A 15,816-nucleotide genomic window follows, 5' to 3' on the forward strand; every position below is an offset into this window, starting at 1 on the left:
ATAACTGATTTAAAGATTAACCAATAGCTAGCTATTTCAGGAAGTATTGTTATTAAGAAATGTCTGTAGCAGGAAATGTGATTTTCCTAATGACCAGGTAGCGTAGACTCATGAGTATCATTTTTAGATTAACATAAGCCTGCAAAGAATAGATAAATCTGACTCTAAATATCTATCTGTATAAAAGAATTTTTAGGTTTATATGCTGACAAATCATTTATTTTTTTAAATAAAATAACATTTTGAAAAGTAATTTTTATTTTATTTCTTTATAAAACAAAAAAAATTAAATATCAAATTAACGTAATCGAAATGAAAAAAACTAAACAGATCATGGCTTTTGAACAATTGGAAGCCGAGATGGAAATGATTGAAAGAAATCAATTAATAAGCTTTAAAGGCGGCGGTGATCCTACTGGTGTTATTATAGATCCATCTGGAAATATTGATGCTGAAACGCTTTGGTCAATTGCCCACCCAATTGCTGCATTGTCATTTAGTGGTAATGCGTATACGGCACAGAATTTAGCGGCAACGCTCTTTAGCGGTAATGCTGAAAGCCTATGGAATGGTGCAGGTGATGCCTTTAGACATGCTTATTGGTCTGCATTAAACGCCCGCAGTCAAAATGCGACACTGGCTGGTGATTTCGGGCTGGCACATGAGAATAGTAGCCCAGATAACCCTGTTGCTGAAAGAAATATGGACATAAGGAATAATAATTATGGAATTGCTCTGGCCGCGGCCCATCCAACGTGGACTGAAGCACAACTTAGAAGTAATATTTTTAAAGCAGCTGTAAGTGGATTATTGGTGACTTTACGATGAAAGTCTTTCTCATATTATTGTTAAGCTTTTCCATTGCTAAAGCGCAGAAGTTAGATACATCCTATAAGGCTCCGACCCGAAAAGAAAATGTAATTGTAGTTCGTTCTAAGATCGATTCGGCCAACACTTTGTGTGTAAAAGGGGACATATCTTATGAAATGTCTTTATATGAAGAAGGTCTAAGTCAATTTATATCAGCTAACCGTATTGACGAAAACAATATTTATATATTACGCTCTATAGGTTTTGGATTCTTGAAGTTAAGGAAGTTGGATTCTTCAATCTTTTATTTGAATAAAGCCCTTCAGCTTTATAAGGACGATAAGGGGTCTCTGCATCACTTAATTTATTGTTATTTGTATAAATTGGATTACAATAAAAGTGAACATTTAGCCGAAAGCTATCGAGCCAAATATCCCGATGAAGGTGAATCGTATTACACGCTATTGTTGATAAACAGAAAGCTACTGCGATATGAAAAAGCCATAAAATATGCAAAAAAAGCAATTGATCTTTACACCAGAGAAAAAAACAACTTTTTGGGGGATGCATATTACATGTTGGGGATATTATATTATGAAAACAAACAACACGAGATAGCTAAAGATTACTTTAAAAAGGCCAAGGATTTTGGAGGGGTTTATGTAGATCCAAAGTATTTAATATAGCTGCTTTCACATTTTTTAAATTTGGCTGGCCTTAATTTACTTTTACAAGGCGGCTATATCAAGGCTTAAACTTGTCTGATTATAAAATTAGATAGGTTTAGGCATTGCTATAGTACGAAATGGTGTATTCTAATCAAAAACCTCCAGAACAACTTTGCAAGTCATATAAAATCCGGAAACAAAAGTTCCCCTTAAAAATAGCTAGCAGAAAAGCGGCATTGGAGCATTATAAGCAGTATACTACAATCGCAATCTAGAAATCCATTGATAAATAATTGATATCTGCGAGTAGGTATCATACTGAATTTGCTTGAAGAAAATTTGTTTATATTTTTTTGAAGTGTAGATTTTACACCACCATCCCTCAGTATTCTTATCCTATCAAATCTTCAAAGGTGGCTCTGCAACGAGTTAACCTAATCAACCATTTCAAATTATACAACAAAACAAATATATGCTAGTACACGTCTACCTTATAGATTATTATAAGGATGAAAGAGATAACGGATTGGACAGTTATGTTAATGAGCTATCAAAAGATCTACTAAATCGTAGTAATGTGCTCTTGTCGCATGTTTGGATCAATTGTAAAAATACAACTTTATTAAAAGAACAAAACAATAAAAAGAATGAACTTTTCGTGCCCACTTTTAATCCCTCTAGAGAAAAGGACTTATCTTTTGACCTTTTTTTGACTAACGTTTTGATAAACGATATTGGGGTTAAAGAAAACGTAATCATTCATTTAAATTGGATTAATCATTTAGGTTTAGCCTGGCATTTAAAACAAAAAACAGTTTACAGAATTATTTTAACCAAGCATTGTTTGCCTTGGAGAGATTTTTTATACATCAATTATAAAGATTTTTATAAGTTAAATGAGGCCTACACAAAAGTTAAACCAATAACAATCAGCAACTCAAAATTGATAAAAGAGCAATTAGGTTATGAAAATATAGATCATATAATAACAGTAACCGATTGTGCTAAATTTTCTCTAACCCATTTATTTAAAATATCGGCGCATAAAATAACGGTTGTTGCAAACGGTATAAATCCGAAAGGGCTCAAAACTCAACTTGACACGAAGGATAGTTTAAGGAAGAAAAACGGTTTCAGCTTAAATGACCAAATATTACTTTTCGCTGGCAATGTACACACAAGAAAGGGGATAATTGATGTAGTCAGGTTTTTTGATAAAGTAGCGGGTAGAAAAGGATTTGAAAATCTACGTTTGGTCATTGCAGGACCGGGTGATCATAGTTTGGTGTTAAGAACTGCAAAAAGAAGTTGGGCCAAAATAACCTTAACAGGCAGCTTAAACAAAAATATGCTGTATGAATTCTACAAATTAGCAGACATTGGGATCATACCTAGTTATGCAGAGCAATGTAGTTATACATGTATAGAGATGATGCACAGCGGCCTACCTATCATAGTAAGCAACGTAGATGGTTTAAAAGAAATGGTGAAGAACGAATGCGGATTAAAAGTTGAAGTTGATTATAGGAAAACCGGAGTGTCCATCAGTAGTAAAAATCTTAAGGAAAAAATCAACTTCTATCTAAAAAAACCAGCCGAAGCAAAACGTTTAGCCGACAATGCGAGAAATTATGCCCTTCAGCATTTTACAGCTGAGCGAATGGTTGAGGAAACTTCTGCAGTTTATAATAAAGTTATAGCCGAGCAAAATAATAATGAGATACAAAAGCAAAAATTAAATGCGATCGTTGATGAACCATTAGTTAGTATTATTTTACCGTGCCATAATGCAGAAAAATATTTAGGTGAAACTTTAAGCAGTATTTTTAACCATAATTATTCAAATTTTGAGGTAATTGTTGTTAATGATGGTTCAACGGATAATACAGCAAATCTCGTCCATTCCTTTCAAGATAAGCGACTAATCTACCTGAATAACAGGTCAAATAAAGGTATAACTTATAGTTTGAATAAAGCTATCAAACATGCAAATGGAAAATACATTGCACGTATAGATGCAGATGACAGGATGCTGGAAAACAGATTGAATTTACAGGTTGACTTTTTGGAAAATAATAAAGAATACGGCATGGTTGGTAGCTGGATCAGCATAATTGATTCTTTTGGTATGCCTGTAAATAGAACAGAATTGATGACTGAAAATGACGATTTAAAAATAGCGATGTTATTTCGTAACCCCTTTGCCCACCCCGCTGTAACTATGCGCACCGAAATTGTGAAACAACTCAAATACAGCACTCACTTTAAATACTGTGAAGATTATGATTTATGGTTTAGGATTGCCGCACAAAATAAGGTAAAAAACTTACCCATTATGCTAACTGAATATCGGGTTCATGAACTGAATAGTTCGTCTAAAAATAGTAGAATAATGAAACAGAGCGTTATTAAACTCATTTCCAGGGAACTAAACAAATTGAACATTAGACATTCGCAGGAAGAGTTGGTATTGCATGCTGCTATTACCTTTGGTCTGGAAGGCAGATTTTTTAACACCCCTGAGAAGATTGAAGGAATAAATAATTGGCTTGATAGAATATTTTCATCGCAAACTTTGAATGAAAAATGTAATAGAAAATCTCTGATGGCAATAAAGGATCAAATCATACAAAACTTATTGTAATTATGAATTTCTGATAAAATAATGGACATTTTCTATGGAATAAAATTACTAAGAACAGTTTATAGATTTTTATTACTGACCTAGGTCTAACATTTTACTGCTATTTTAAGAAATGAAAAATAATCGCCCGAGAATTTCTATAGTGATGCCGTGCTACAATGCTGCGAAGCATATCGCACAGTCTATTCAGAGTATTTTAGACCAAACCCTCACGGATTTCGAACTTATAATAATTGACGATGGTTCAAACGATAAAACAGAGATTGTTATAAGGTCATTTAAAGATGTGAGGATAAAATATCATAAATTAGGATTAAACCAAGGCAATTATTCCGCAAGAAATATAGGCATGAAGTTGGCCAGGGGTAAATACATAGCTATGTTAGATGCTGATGACATTGCGAAAATTGATCGGCTCGAAATTCAATTTAACTTTTTAGAGAAACATAAAAGCATAGGTTGTCTCGGCGGATTGTCTGAGGTCATTGACGATAACGGTGAACTTATTGGGAAAATAGATAGGCCGTTGAGTTATAAAGAAATTAAGGTTTCTTTCTTAAAAGATAATTACCTAACGCAAAGCACATTGATGTTTAGATCCACCCTAATCAAAAAGCATAATTTAAGGTATAATGAAAGATACATGTATGCTGGCGATTATGATTTTGTTGCCCGTATGATCCAATTGTTCAAAGTGGTGAACCTTGATAAGGTTTTAGTTCAATACCGCATTCATCCTAGTCAAATTTCATCGGCAAAAAAACGAGAACAACAGCGTTTTGCAAAAGAAATTAGGGGCAGGCAATTGGATATTTTTCAAATTAGATATACTAAAAAAGATCTTAAATTGTATTTGAGCGTGATATCCGAGCAGATTTTGACCCGTGAGAAAATAGATTCGGCAATCGTCTGGTTCAATAAGTTGCTCAATGCTAATGAAATTGTATGCGCATTTGATAAAAAGTTATTATTTAATTCATTTAACCAATTATTGATTAGGGTTATTTATCTACATAAAAATGATGTTAAACAAAACAATTTTAAGGCAATATTGGGTAACAATGCTAAAATAACTGCCAACATCATTAATTTAAAGAAACGGACAGAAAGATTGAACAATGTGTTAAAGCAGTTCGAAGGTAAAGAAGAATTTGATGTAAAAATATATAATGCTATCGAACATTCTGTAGGGGCTTATGGTTTATGGCAAAGTATCAGAGATATAATAATAAAAGCATCAGATGCAAATAAAGAATTTGTTTTGATATGTGAAGACGACTTAGAGTTTACAGCTCATTATAACAAACATTTGTTATATGATTGCATTAAAGTAGCGAGTATAAATGGGGCAGATATTTTATGCGGTGGGGTGAGCGGTGGATTTAAACTGCCAAAAATTTTAACCAAGCACCTAATTAAATTAGATGGTTATTGGTGTAATCACTTTATAATAGTTTTCAGGCCATTCTTCCAGAAAATAATTAAACATGATTTTGATTTAAGATCTAAAGTTGATTTGACCATGTCCACTTTGACCAATAATATTTTAGTAATCAATCCGTTCATTGCAGTTCAAAAATCATTTGGTTATTCAGATGTGACCTTGTATAACAATCAAAATGAAGATTGGGTTAACAATCGTTTTAAAAGTGTGGAAAAAAGCCTAGAGCGTTTCTTGCAAAAAGGTTTTTTTTAGAGCGAACAGATGAATAAAATTGTGTGTTGAGATTGCATATTGAATTTAATCCAGGTATTTCGGCAAAATTGCAGCCCGTTCCTCGTTTAAGGTGTCACTCCATTTCGCTTTGAAGTAGCTCCTTTCCACTTTTGGTGGTAGTAAAATGAAATATCCGGCTTTCCTTTGTGAGTGATTTTATAATGCCAGCAAAGTAATTTTCAATAATGCCAGTCAAATTAACATTGCAGTAGATAGCCTAACAGATAGCTTTATCATTTATATTTCAAGCAAGAATAAAAAGTCATTATATGCAAATTGCGAGAAAGCCTCATCGAGAGTTCATCGTTATGATACTAGAAAGTTTGCAGACCTTCCTGCGTCAGGATAGTTTTCACAAATCGTTTCGCGAGCGCGAAAATTTTATTTTACTACATTAGAATTCCTATTAAAAGTATTTACAGAGCGATATGTCGACGATTTCAGGCCTTATCAGAGAAGAACCAAAAAACTGTATAACAAGTTATTAAATGTAGTTATAGAATCTGGTGGATTTCCAACTGAACGGATCGAATTATAGGTCCATCCGTCCAATTGTGAAAGTTCGATTAATTAATTTCAATTACCAGTTTACCGACAGGCCCTCTGTCAACATGTGCAAATGCTTCAAGTGTTTCATCAAATGGATAAACTTTTTCGATAATCGGTTTGATATTGTGAGTTTCGATAAAATCGACCATTTTTTCAAATGCATCCAAGCCCCCGACCAGTATTCCGCGGATCTGAACCGCTTTAAATATTACCGGTAAAAGATCAATCGAAGCCGTGGTCCCGCCCAGAAAACCGATAATTGAGACCTGTCCTCCATTCGCAACCGCCTGTACTGACCTACTGATACTTTCTCCGCCCACAATATCAATCACATTATCAGCACCAATCCCGTCTGTCAATTCCAGTATTTTATTTTGCCATTCTGGATTTAGATTATAATTTATAACCTCATCCGCACCAAGCTTTCTTAGAAGTTCTAATTTATCATCACTACCAGAAAGTGCAATAACCTTTGCTCCGATAGCCTTTGCGAATTGCACTGCAAAAAGTGCTACCCCACCGGTTCCCAAGGTTACCACTGTCTGTCCACTTCTCAGCGGACTGTGGGCGAAAAGAGCTGTCCAGGCCGTAAGCGCTGCAATAGGAAGCGTTGAAGCCTCTATGTCGGTAAGTGAATCAGGAGATCTTACCGCTGCATTTTCATCCAGCACAATATATTCTGCCAAGCCACCATCCACTGGACCTCCTAATGCATTTTCAGATACATCGGTCGGATGGCGTACGCCACTTTTCCATGTTGGAAACAAGTGTGACATGACCCGGTCTCCCACGTTGTACTTAGTAACCCCATCACCTAATTCGACCACCGTACCAGCTATATCGGACAGTGGGATTATCGGCATTTTCATCAGGTGCGGAAGATACATTTCGGCAATTATTGCCTTGTCCCTAAAGTTCAAAGAGGCCGCAGCCACTTTTACCAATATCTGCCCTTTTCCGGGTCTAGGTATCTCCCTGTCGGACCGTTTGAGGTTGTGTAGCCCAAAGCCCTGAATTTCCCATGTTTTCATAACATTCTGATTAATAAAGTTTACCACAGAAGCAAGGCTTGTTTTAATATTGCCAAATAAAGATTTGGCTTACCCCCTTCTGATAGTCAAAGCTATTGTATAGCTTTACTTCAATCAAGTAGTTACCTTGTGGTGTACTACTGACAAATAAGTTACTTTTGCAGTATTTCAAGCATTTAAAAATGAAAGAAAATGAAAAAAAATATGGGGCCGCCGAGGAATGCCCCATCACTTTGGCCATACAGGTCATAGGGGGCAAATGGAAACCGATAATTATCTGGGGATTGATCAGCGGGCCCAAGCGGTTCGGAGAAATCCACAGGAATATCGCTGGCATGTCGCTGAAAGTATTATCCAGGCAACTTAAAGACCTAGAAAGCGATGGAATAATCATCAGGACTTCATATGGTGAGGTGCCACCGCGGGTAGAGTACTCATTGAGCGGAAAGGGAAAATCGCTTATCTTAATTATGGAGTCGCTATCAACCTGGAGCAAGGAGAATATTAAACAGGCAACAGCCTAAGATATTTTTTCTGACGTTAGCCTTTAAAAATTTGAATAGGAGTCATCATGCAATAACCTGTTTTATACTACTTGCTGTTCATAGTCACATCCGTTCTGTCCGGAGAACACGTATCTTGCATTTTCAATATTATGGCTGGTTAGCATCTTTCCATCATCGGAAAGTTCTAGTAAGGCCACCACATACGCCCTGGCCAGAATTTTGAGTCTGTTGGTATGATATCTCACCTCCCTCTCTTTGTCTTCTGATAAACCGATATAAAATTCAAGTCTGTTTATAATCAGCTCAAGCTTAAAATGGTGCCTGATCCGATGGATATAATTTGTTATATCTACCGAAGAGTTTTCATCCCAAGCCAAATAAAAGAGATGATGGATCCGTTCATTCCAGTCTGTAAGCGACTGTTTAACTCCTGTATCTTCCATAGTCTACATTTTGATCGAATACAAATATAACACAATACAATAAACAGACCAGTTTGTTTTTATAACTGGTAATTCTCATTATTGTTACATCATCTTTCATTCCCATTGGCAGTGCAACCGGGAATGGGTAAAACACAGATCCTACAAGGCTTTAAAGTCTGTAGAGTCAATTTGGGGGAATATTTATGAGACTAATTTCTGTAAATGTAGGCCTGCCGCAGGAAATTGAATGGCGTGGCCAAACCGTAAGGACGTCAATTTTTAAAAAACCGGTTAGCGGACAAATTTTTGCGGGTAGATTAAACTTGGAGGGTGATGGGCAGGCAGATCTCATCGGCCATGGAGGTGAACACCGCGCCCTGATGGTTTACCAGAAAGAAGCATATAATTTTTGGAAAAGTTTATTGGGCCGTGACAACATAGTGTACGGGCAGTTTGGAGAGAACCTTACGGTTGAAGATCTCCCTGACAACGAGGTTTGTATAGGGGACCGTTATAGGATTGGTACTGCATTATTTGAAGTCACCCAGCCCAGGGTAACCTGTTATAAGGTAGGGATCAGTCTTGGAGCCGACGATTTGCCATTCCTGATGGTAAAACATAAGCGTCCAGGTTTTTACCTCCGGGTACTCATTGAGGGATATGTGCAGGCGGGAGATACCATCCATAAAATCCAACCAGGAGCTGAAGGAATGACCGTAGCGCAGATCAGTGACCTACTTTACTTAAATGATCATCCACAAGAGTTACTTTTAAGGGCCTTGAAAATCCCGGCGTTGAGCTGGGGTTGGCAGGATTCATTCCGAAAACTTTTACAAACAGCTATTCAGCCTGATATAAACGAGAATGATGGAAAGGCTGGCCTTTCGGTTCCTAAAACCGAATGGTCGGGATTCAGGGATTTTAAAATTTCCAAAACAGAGCGGATAACGGAAACTATCCGTGCTTTTGAACTTGAGCCTAAGGAAGTTTCCGCACCGATATCTTTTATTCCAGGGCAATATATTGCTGCCCTGATCTATGTAAAAGGGGAAAATCTCGGGCTAATCCGTAGCTATTCATTGTGTGGATCCAGTGATAATCCGGTATTACGTATTGCGGTGAAAAAGATAGATAACGGAAAGGTAAGCCGCCATATGCATGAAGAACTAAAAATCGGGGACACGATAGGTATCAGCATGCCCAGAGGAACATTTACCATGGACCCCATGCAGCGGCATATTGCCTTTTTTAGTGCAGGAGTGGGCGTGACACCTTTTTTACCGATGCTTTACAAAATAGCCTCTTCTAAAGGTCCTGAAAAAATCTGGTGGGTCCATTCATGCAGGAACAGTGATAATGAAGCCTTTCGAACGGAAATCAAGTCATTGAACGATCAAATTCCCAATCTCCAGCGCCTCATGATTTATAGTTCACCCTTGGAGAAAGACATTCTGGGCAGTGATTATGATTTAAAAGGACGCATAAATACTGAGGCAATAAATGATCTGCAGCTGCCTGGAGACACTGAAATTTATATCTGCGGGCCATTAGGTTATAATGACAAGGTAACAGAAGCACTCAGCCCGAATGTGATATCCCCCTCACAGATCCATTCAGAGCAGTTTATCCCCCTTAAAGAAACAAAGAGAAATCACAGTGACCTGATAGCCCAGCCAAATAACTCACCAGCTAAGAATATCAGTTTTCTGAAAAGCAACCTTAGAATAGCATGGGAGGATAGCTTTAAAAGTATACTTGAATTGGCAGAAAACTATGGGATACCGGTAAACTGGTCCTGTAGGGCCGGGATTTGCCGAAGATGCCAGACATCGATTTTAAGTGGAGAAACAAGTTATGCAATTGAGCCGCTCAGCCCCCTTCCGGAGAGTCAGGTTTTGATATGCTGTTCGAGGCCAGTGACAGATATCGTACTCGATCTCTAATAAAACCTATGTATAACTGGTATTAATTTTTTTTGCAAAAAAAACAGACTTGTTTGTTTTTAATTTCTTTTTTATATTTGAGTAACACAGATGTACTGTTAAACCATCCAACTTCCCAGCCTACAGCCTACACTATTTAAAGACGGAGTATACAGAACAGCTGGAACCCTAAATGAACTTTAGACATTAACATAAAACAAAATGAAAGAACAATATCTAATGCTTACGGCATTCTTTTTCAATCCCCAAGGAGACAACAGGATGTCCTGGAGATACCCTTCAGCTGCGGGAAAAGAGATTTATAGTCTCGATTATTATAAAAAACTCGCACAGGCGGCAGAAGGGGCATGTCTGGATGCTATTTTCCTGGCTGACCATGTCGGAATATGGGACTCCTATCCCAGTAATATCACGCACTACGCAAACTCACGCCTGGAGCCAATTACCCTTCTCTCCGCACTTTCTGCTGTGACCAGTAAAATCGGTCTGTTATCCACAATATCTGCTTCATTTTCCGAACCATATAACCTTGCCCGGGCCCTCGCTTCCCTGGACCATCTGAGTAATGGGCGTTCAGGATGGAATGTAGTTACATCAGGGATGAAAGAAGAGGCAATGAACTATGGAAGGGACGAAACCATTGAGCATGCCAACAGGTACCAAAGGGCAGAAGAATACATCAGGCTGGCAAAATCGCTTTGGGACAGTTGGGAAGATGAGGCGTTGGTGATGGACAAAGCCAGTGGCATCTTTGCGAATAAGGACCTGGTACACCATGTTGACCATAATGGGGATTTTTTTAAAGTGAGGGGGCCACTCAATGTTCCGCGACCAGTTCAGGGCCACCCGATAATCATTCAGGCGGGAGGATCAGAAGATGGAAGAAACCTTGCAGCCAAACATGCCGACCTGAATTTCGCGTTATTACGCTCGATTAAGGAGGGTATTCTGTACCGTGAGGATTTTGACAGGCGCCTGGCTAAATTTGGCAGGGAACCCTCATCATTAAAAATCCTACCCGGTATCCTGCCAATAGTCACTGATTCAAAAGATGAATTAGCGGAAAAACAGGCATTGTTGGAGAACCTTGTGCCAGAACAGGTTGGTATTGATCTGGTCTCGAGCTGGGTGGGAATGGATCTATCTGGATACCCATTGGATGGACCCATTCCAGAATTACCGGAGGAAACCAATTTCAATGGTCAGCGGACAAATCTGGTTAAGATAAAACAATATAAATCAGAGGGCCTGACACTCAAAGAGGTAGCCCGTATTGTTTCAAGTGCGGGAAGCGCTCCTACAGTGGGCGGAAACGCAAAAGAGATTGCCGATCAGCTCGAAGAGTGGTTTAAGGTGCGCGCCGCCGACGGCTTTGCATTGATGTTTCCGACAATCCCGGAAGATTGGATGCGTTTCATGAAAGAGGTTATGCCAGAATTGCAAAGAAGAGGTTTAGTCCGCAAGGAATATGGCCCCGGGACACTTCGTGATCGTCTCAACCTGCCAAGACCAGTAAACCAGTTTGCAGCAAAATAGAGGTATGTATAAACCTATAATTAGATAAAAAAATGATCCTAAAAGATAATTCAGCCTTAAGTCAGGTATCGCCTATTAATTTCCGTCAGGCAATGCGGGAGCTAACAGGGGCAGTATGTGTTATTACAGTCGGTAAGGGAGATAGCAAAACCGGCTTTGTTGCTACCTCTGTATCATCTTTTTCTGCCGAGCCACCGGTGTTGATCTTATGCATTGATAAGTCATCCTCATCCTGGAACAGTTTGCGTGAAACGGCCCGGTTTGGTGTAAATTTTATGCGTGATGAAGACTGGGCAGTTGCTGATAGGTTTGCAGGTTTTGGGGGTATAAAAGGGAAAGACCGGTATGAAGGTACAAAGTGGATGGAGCTCCCTTCAGGAACACAGGTACTGGAGAATGCGCTTGCTACCATTGACTGTTCGGTAGAGGAAACCATAGACCGCCATGACCATATAATTGTCTTAGGCAGGGTTGAACATATACGCCAGTGCGCCAACAGTAAACCACTACTTTGGTTCCGCTCAAAGTACCATATTCTAGGAAACGAGCTGGAGAAACCAGAAACTTAGTGAGGATATACAAAACTGTTCAAGAGTAATAGCCCCCATTAATGAATTAACCAGCCATTACCGTTATCATGGAGAGTCAGCATTAGCAGGCCTGTCCCAATGTAAAAGGGCATTACAAAAAATTTAAAACAGGGTGCGGTTTTTATCTATAAGAACCGCACCCTATGACTTCAACACTTTTGAGTGCGCAATTTCCTGAAGCCAGGCAAGCCGTTACACAAATAGATGACTTATTCGGCCACAGTGTGAAGTTTCCGATAACATAAGTTCTACCATGATTTCTATGTTAGGGCAAAATAAACAGTTTATTAGGTTTCTCATTTCCTCTTGAGGATTAAGCGTGTTTCCACCGCCCCCGACCTTGCCCTGAGCCCGGAAATAGCCCTTCGCCATATCTGCCTTATCCTTTCATGGGAAATATTATTCCTCTGGCTGATTTCATCCATAGACAAGGGAAGCGCCTCTCCGAAACCATAAATTTCCATAACGATCTTACGGTCCCTATGGGGTAAACTGCCAAGGAGGCTTTTTGCAAGGAAATTATCTGATTCTGTCATCAACAATGCATCTGTTTCAGGAAAACTGTAATCAGGAAGGCTACCGGACAAAGTGAGGTTTTCCCCGTCCAGGGCCGGGGCATCAAGTGAAGAAAGAGGTTTATCAAATGCAAATTGAAATGCCAGATCATCTATTTCAATCCCTGAAAGTCCTGCAAGCTCTTCAACGGTTGGTTCCCGTTCCAAGTCCTGCTCGAGTTTTAATGAAATTGCCCTGACCTTCATTATATTGCTCACCTGGTTCATTGGAAGCCTGATCATCCTCACCTGTTCGGCAAGCCCCGCAAGTATTGACTGCCGGATCCACCATACCGCATAAGAAATAAACTTGAATCCCCTTGTGGGATCAAATAACCTTGCAGCCTTTATCAATCCAATATTACCTTCATTTACCAGATCGTTCAATGGAAGCCCCATACGCTGATATTTTTTGGCACAGCTGATAACAAACCGCAGATTTCCACGTACAATCCGTTCAAGTGCCTGTTCATCGCCCTGCCGGATTTTTAAAAAAAGTTCAGTTTCCTCTTCAGGGGCGATGAGTTCAATCCGGGCAACCTCCACAAGGTATCTGTTGAGCGAATCCTCATCGCGTCTTGTTATGGCTGTATCCAGCTTCAATGCTCTCATCCCCTGCGACCCCTCCCATTATTTCCCTGTTTTAAGTGGACCAAAGCGCCTAAAGGGACTTTAGGTTCTATCCAAGTCGATTTCGGAGGCAGGAGAACATTACTGTCTGCCCTGGTAAATAATTCATGACTGCTGATGGGGTACAATGTAAATCCTGCACAATGGCCGGATCCGGACAGCCTATGGATATACTGGTCCCAAAATGTATCAGAGAACACCTCAAGCCGACAGTCATCTTCGGACTTCTTTAAGCCAAAAATCCCGTTAAGGACTTTATCCTGTAAAAAACATGCATCTGGCAGGTTCATTTCACTGAAAGCCGGCTTTAATTCTATCCTGAACCAGGTATGATCAATGAAAAAGCCAAAGACGTTTTTTTTCTCCGGCCTATATGGAAGATTACCCTGAACCTGCGAAATATTAAAATAAACCTGAAGTTTATCCAGAATTCCAGTAAAATCTACCGTCCCTGCCAATGCAAGCAGTCTATGGTACGGAGCTATTTCCATCTCATCATCCGGTACATAGATCGTAGATATCCATTTATCATCTATACCGGTATTTAAAGCCGCAGCTAAACGATGATGACCATCTGCTATATAAACCCTATTGATCTCCCGAAAAGCAGATTGAAACCTTTCAACAGTTTCGCGATCTTTAACCTTCCATACCCTCAAACCCCAATGCCATTCAAAATCCTCATCAGGAAGGTCCCCAAACCTTCCATATTCCAGTAGTTCACTTATTTTCCTGTTAGCTCTATAACAGAGAACAACTGGGGAAATCTCCTTATCTTCTACCAGCCTCCTATTGATCATCGGCCGCACCCTGTCAGCAATTATTGATTCATGGGGAATTATACATCCTCTCTTCAGGTCTTCAAGATCTGTTAATGCCCACAGGCACATATGTTTTTTCTTTCTACCCGGAATCTCGCAGATCCAAAGTGCGCTGCACTCGGTCCCCAGCTGTTTAAGTCCTAGGGGAAATATTGTTTCCTCATCGCTGGCAGCTATGGGAGCGCGATCAAGATCAGTAAGGCTATTTGCCAACCTTACTGCATTAACTGTGTTTATCCTGGCCATGATCAAAAACTGAAACGTTTACGGAAAAACTTCGCTGGTAAGCAGAAAGAGCTGCAAGCAGATAAAACGGCTTCGTTTTCTTTCCCATCTGTATGGGAATACGCTCACCAATTACAACATCGGGCTGTCGGTACCCGAATAATGCGACGTTTTTTAGATTTTTGGACAGCGCACATCTGTCATCATTGCCCTGGGGAAATGCCGTGCAAGAGCAGGCCCCGAAATTTTGTTCCTTGATTAGATTCATTAGCATGAAAGTTGGTTGTGTCGATAATTTACTTAGATAAAGTTCAAGCCTTTGGCTATGAGTTTGAGCCTGCAACCTTAAAAAAGATAAAATTTGCTCTTTTTAAATCTATCCGCGAAACAATATTCGGTTTTCACAAAAAGCAACAGGGCATGCCGGAATTAAATTTTTCATAAAATTAAAACCGAGTTCCAGCTTCAAAATATTCAAAATGGGCTATTGGTTTTTAAGCCGAAGAAATTTTGCCCTTATGATCTGCTTTGAATTAATATATTTGTACATCGACAATTATATACCAACAATCACTAAAACAACCAACATGTATGAAAGCCTATCAGCTAGATCAGACCGATTTCGCTCTCCTAAACCTCTTGCAGCAAGATGGACTAATGACATACAAAGAACTTTCGGGTAAAACCAGAAAAAGTATGACCAATGTTGCTGAACGCGTCAGAAATCTTAAGGAGATGGGCTACATTTCTTCAACAGTAGCCCTTGTTGATTTAAAAAAGATCAGGACCCTTTTCGTTGCGTTTCCCCATGTCCAACTCATCAGTCACGCTGAAGATGTGCTGAGAAAATTCCAGAATGAGGTAACCCAGTTTCCTGAGGTACTGGAATGTTATCACCTAACAGGCCATTATGACTATATGCTCAAGATTGCAATGCCTGATATGGTTTCCTTTAACGCCTTTATCAGGGAAAAACTTGGTGCACTGGAAAATGTGGGAAGTGTAGAAAGTTTTCTTGTACTTTCTCAAACCAAACATTCGACAGCTTACCATCTTTAATTCCTATCCCATTATGGCTGTCCGGTCTTCACCGGATAGCCATACAACGGCCTAATTCTTCTAAAAAGAAGCATCTGAAAATTTATAGCCCCTTATATAGTTTCCTTG

Annotated in this window: 13 protein-coding genes; 9 read left to right on the forward strand and 4 right to left on the reverse strand. The window is 39.2% G+C overall.

What is annotated here, in order from left to right:
- The first annotated feature begins 312 nt into the window (after positions 1-312).
- The 4 genes from DRW42_RS09560 to DRW42_RS09575 all read left to right on the forward strand — a co-directional run bounded on the left by DRW42_RS09560 (position 313) and on the right by DRW42_RS09575 (position 5,818).
- Positions 313-828, forward strand: coding sequence for a DUF6973 domain-containing protein (locus DRW42_RS09560; RefSeq protein ID WP_113948601.1), 516 nt, complete (start codon positions 313-315; stop codon positions 826-828).
- Positions 825-1,496, forward strand: coding sequence for a tetratricopeptide repeat protein (locus tag DRW42_RS09565; RefSeq protein WP_113948602.1), 672 nt, complete (start codon positions 825-827; stop codon positions 1,494-1,496). Before DRW42_RS09560 ends, DRW42_RS09565 begins: the two co-directional genes overlap by 4 nt.
- Before the next feature lie 454 nt (positions 1,497-1,950).
- Positions 1,951-4,122: a glycosyltransferase gene (locus tag DRW42_RS09570; RefSeq protein ID WP_113948603.1), complete on the forward strand. Its 2,172-nt coding sequence runs from the start codon at positions 1,951-1,953 to the stop codon at positions 4,120-4,122.
- Between the two features lie 112 nt (positions 4,123-4,234).
- On the forward strand, positions 4,235-5,818 hold the full coding sequence (locus tag DRW42_RS09575) for a glycosyltransferase (RefSeq protein WP_113948604.1): 1,584 nt from the start codon (positions 4,235-4,237) through the stop codon (positions 5,816-5,818).
- Between the two features lie 587 nt (positions 5,819-6,405).
- On the opposite strand, the gene DRW42_RS09580 is transcribed toward DRW42_RS09575, so the two are convergent.
- Positions 6,406-7,419, reverse strand: a complete 1,014-nt coding sequence (locus DRW42_RS09580) for a zinc-dependent alcohol dehydrogenase family protein (RefSeq protein WP_113948605.1) — start codon at positions 7,417-7,419, stop codon at positions 6,406-6,408.
- A 182-nt stretch (positions 7,420-7,601) separates the two neighbouring features.
- On the opposite strand from DRW42_RS09580, the gene DRW42_RS09585 reads away from it, so the two are divergent.
- On the forward strand, positions 7,602-7,943 hold the full coding sequence (locus tag DRW42_RS09585) for a winged helix-turn-helix transcriptional regulator (protein ID WP_113948606.1): 342 nt from the start codon (positions 7,602-7,604) through the stop codon (positions 7,941-7,943).
- Positions 7,944-8,005: 62 nt separating this feature from the next.
- On the opposite strand, the gene DRW42_RS09590 is transcribed toward DRW42_RS09585, so the two are convergent.
- Positions 8,006-8,368: a hypothetical protein gene (locus tag DRW42_RS09590; protein WP_113948607.1), complete on the reverse strand. Its 363-nt coding sequence runs from the start codon at positions 8,366-8,368 to the stop codon at positions 8,006-8,008.
- Between the two features lie 185 nt (positions 8,369-8,553).
- Between DRW42_RS09590 and DRW42_RS09595 the strand changes: the two genes are divergently transcribed.
- From DRW42_RS09595 to DRW42_RS09605, 3 genes are all read left to right on the forward strand, one after another.
- On the forward strand, positions 8,554-10,293 hold the full coding sequence (locus DRW42_RS09595) for an MOSC and FAD-binding oxidoreductase domain-containing protein (protein WP_113948608.1): 1,740 nt from the start codon (positions 8,554-8,556) through the stop codon (positions 10,291-10,293).
- 201 nt (positions 10,294-10,494) lie between these two features.
- Entirely contained in the window at positions 10,495-11,829 is a 1,335-nt protein-coding gene (locus tag DRW42_RS09600; RefSeq protein WP_113948609.1) for an LLM class flavin-dependent oxidoreductase, read from the forward strand.
- Positions 11,830-11,861: 32 nt separating this feature from the next.
- A complete protein-coding gene (locus DRW42_RS09605) occupies positions 11,862-12,398 on the forward strand; it encodes a flavin reductase family protein (RefSeq protein WP_113948610.1) in 537 nt (178 codons plus the stop codon).
- 317 nt (positions 12,399-12,715) lie between these two features.
- Here the strand turns inward: DRW42_RS09605 and DRW42_RS09610 are convergent, their stop codons facing one another.
- Positions 12,716-13,585: a sigma-70 family RNA polymerase sigma factor gene (locus DRW42_RS09610; protein WP_113948611.1), complete on the reverse strand. Its 870-nt coding sequence runs from the start codon at positions 13,583-13,585 to the stop codon at positions 12,716-12,718.
- Positions 13,582-14,670, reverse strand: coding sequence for a DUF1015 family protein (locus tag DRW42_RS09615; RefSeq protein ID WP_113948612.1), 1,089 nt, complete (start codon positions 14,668-14,670; stop codon positions 13,582-13,584). Before DRW42_RS09615 ends, DRW42_RS09610 begins: the two co-directional genes overlap by 4 nt.
- A gap of 570 nt (positions 14,671-15,240) precedes the next feature.
- Here DRW42_RS09615 and DRW42_RS09625 point away from each other — a divergent pair.
- On the forward strand, positions 15,241-15,708 hold the full coding sequence (locus tag DRW42_RS09625) for an Lrp/AsnC family transcriptional regulator (RefSeq protein ID WP_113948614.1): 468 nt from the start codon (positions 15,241-15,243) through the stop codon (positions 15,706-15,708).
- Positions 15,709-15,816: the final 108 nt, after the last annotated feature.

It is taken from the genome of Pedobacter miscanthi, from assembly GCF_003315595.1.
In the GTDB taxonomy this organism is placed as follows: Bacteria; Bacteroidota; Bacteroidia; order Sphingobacteriales; family Sphingobacteriaceae; genus Pedobacter; species Pedobacter miscanthi.

Coding starts and splice junctions, on each gene's coding strand:
- DRW42_RS09560 (WP_113948601.1), top strand. CDS start 313: ATGAAAAAAACTAAACAGATCATGGCTTTTGAACAATTGGAAGCCGAG.
- DRW42_RS09565 (WP_113948602.1), top strand. CDS start 825: ATGAAAGTCTTTCTCATATTATTGTTAAGCTTTTCCATTGCTAAAGCG.
- DRW42_RS09570 (WP_113948603.1), top strand. CDS start 1,951: ATGCTAGTACACGTCTACCTTATAGATTATTATAAGGATGAAAGAGAT.
- DRW42_RS09575 (WP_113948604.1), top strand. CDS start 4,235: ATGAAAAATAATCGCCCGAGAATTTCTATAGTGATGCCGTGCTACAAT.
- DRW42_RS09580 (WP_113948605.1), bottom strand. CDS start 7,419: ATGAAAACATGGGAAATTCAGGGCTTTGGGCTACACAACCTCAAACGG.
- DRW42_RS09585 (WP_113948606.1), top strand. CDS start 7,602: ATGAAAGAAAATGAAAAAAAATATGGGGCCGCCGAGGAATGCCCCATC.
- DRW42_RS09590 (WP_113948607.1), bottom strand. CDS start 8,368: ATGGAAGATACAGGAGTTAAACAGTCGCTTACAGACTGGAATGAACGG.
- DRW42_RS09595 (WP_113948608.1), top strand. CDS start 8,554: ATGAGACTAATTTCTGTAAATGTAGGCCTGCCGCAGGAAATTGAATGG.
- DRW42_RS09600 (WP_113948609.1), top strand. CDS start 10,495: ATGAAAGAACAATATCTAATGCTTACGGCATTCTTTTTCAATCCCCAA.
- DRW42_RS09605 (WP_113948610.1), top strand. CDS start 11,862: ATGATCCTAAAAGATAATTCAGCCTTAAGTCAGGTATCGCCTATTAAT.
- DRW42_RS09610 (WP_113948611.1), bottom strand. CDS start 13,585: ATGAGAGCATTGAAGCTGGATACAGCCATAACAAGACGCGATGAGGAT.
- DRW42_RS09615 (WP_113948612.1), bottom strand. CDS start 14,670: ATGGCCAGGATAAACACAGTTAATGCAGTAAGGTTGGCAAATAGCCTT.
- DRW42_RS09625 (WP_113948614.1), top strand. CDS start 15,241: ATGAAAGCCTATCAGCTAGATCAGACCGATTTCGCTCTCCTAAACCTC.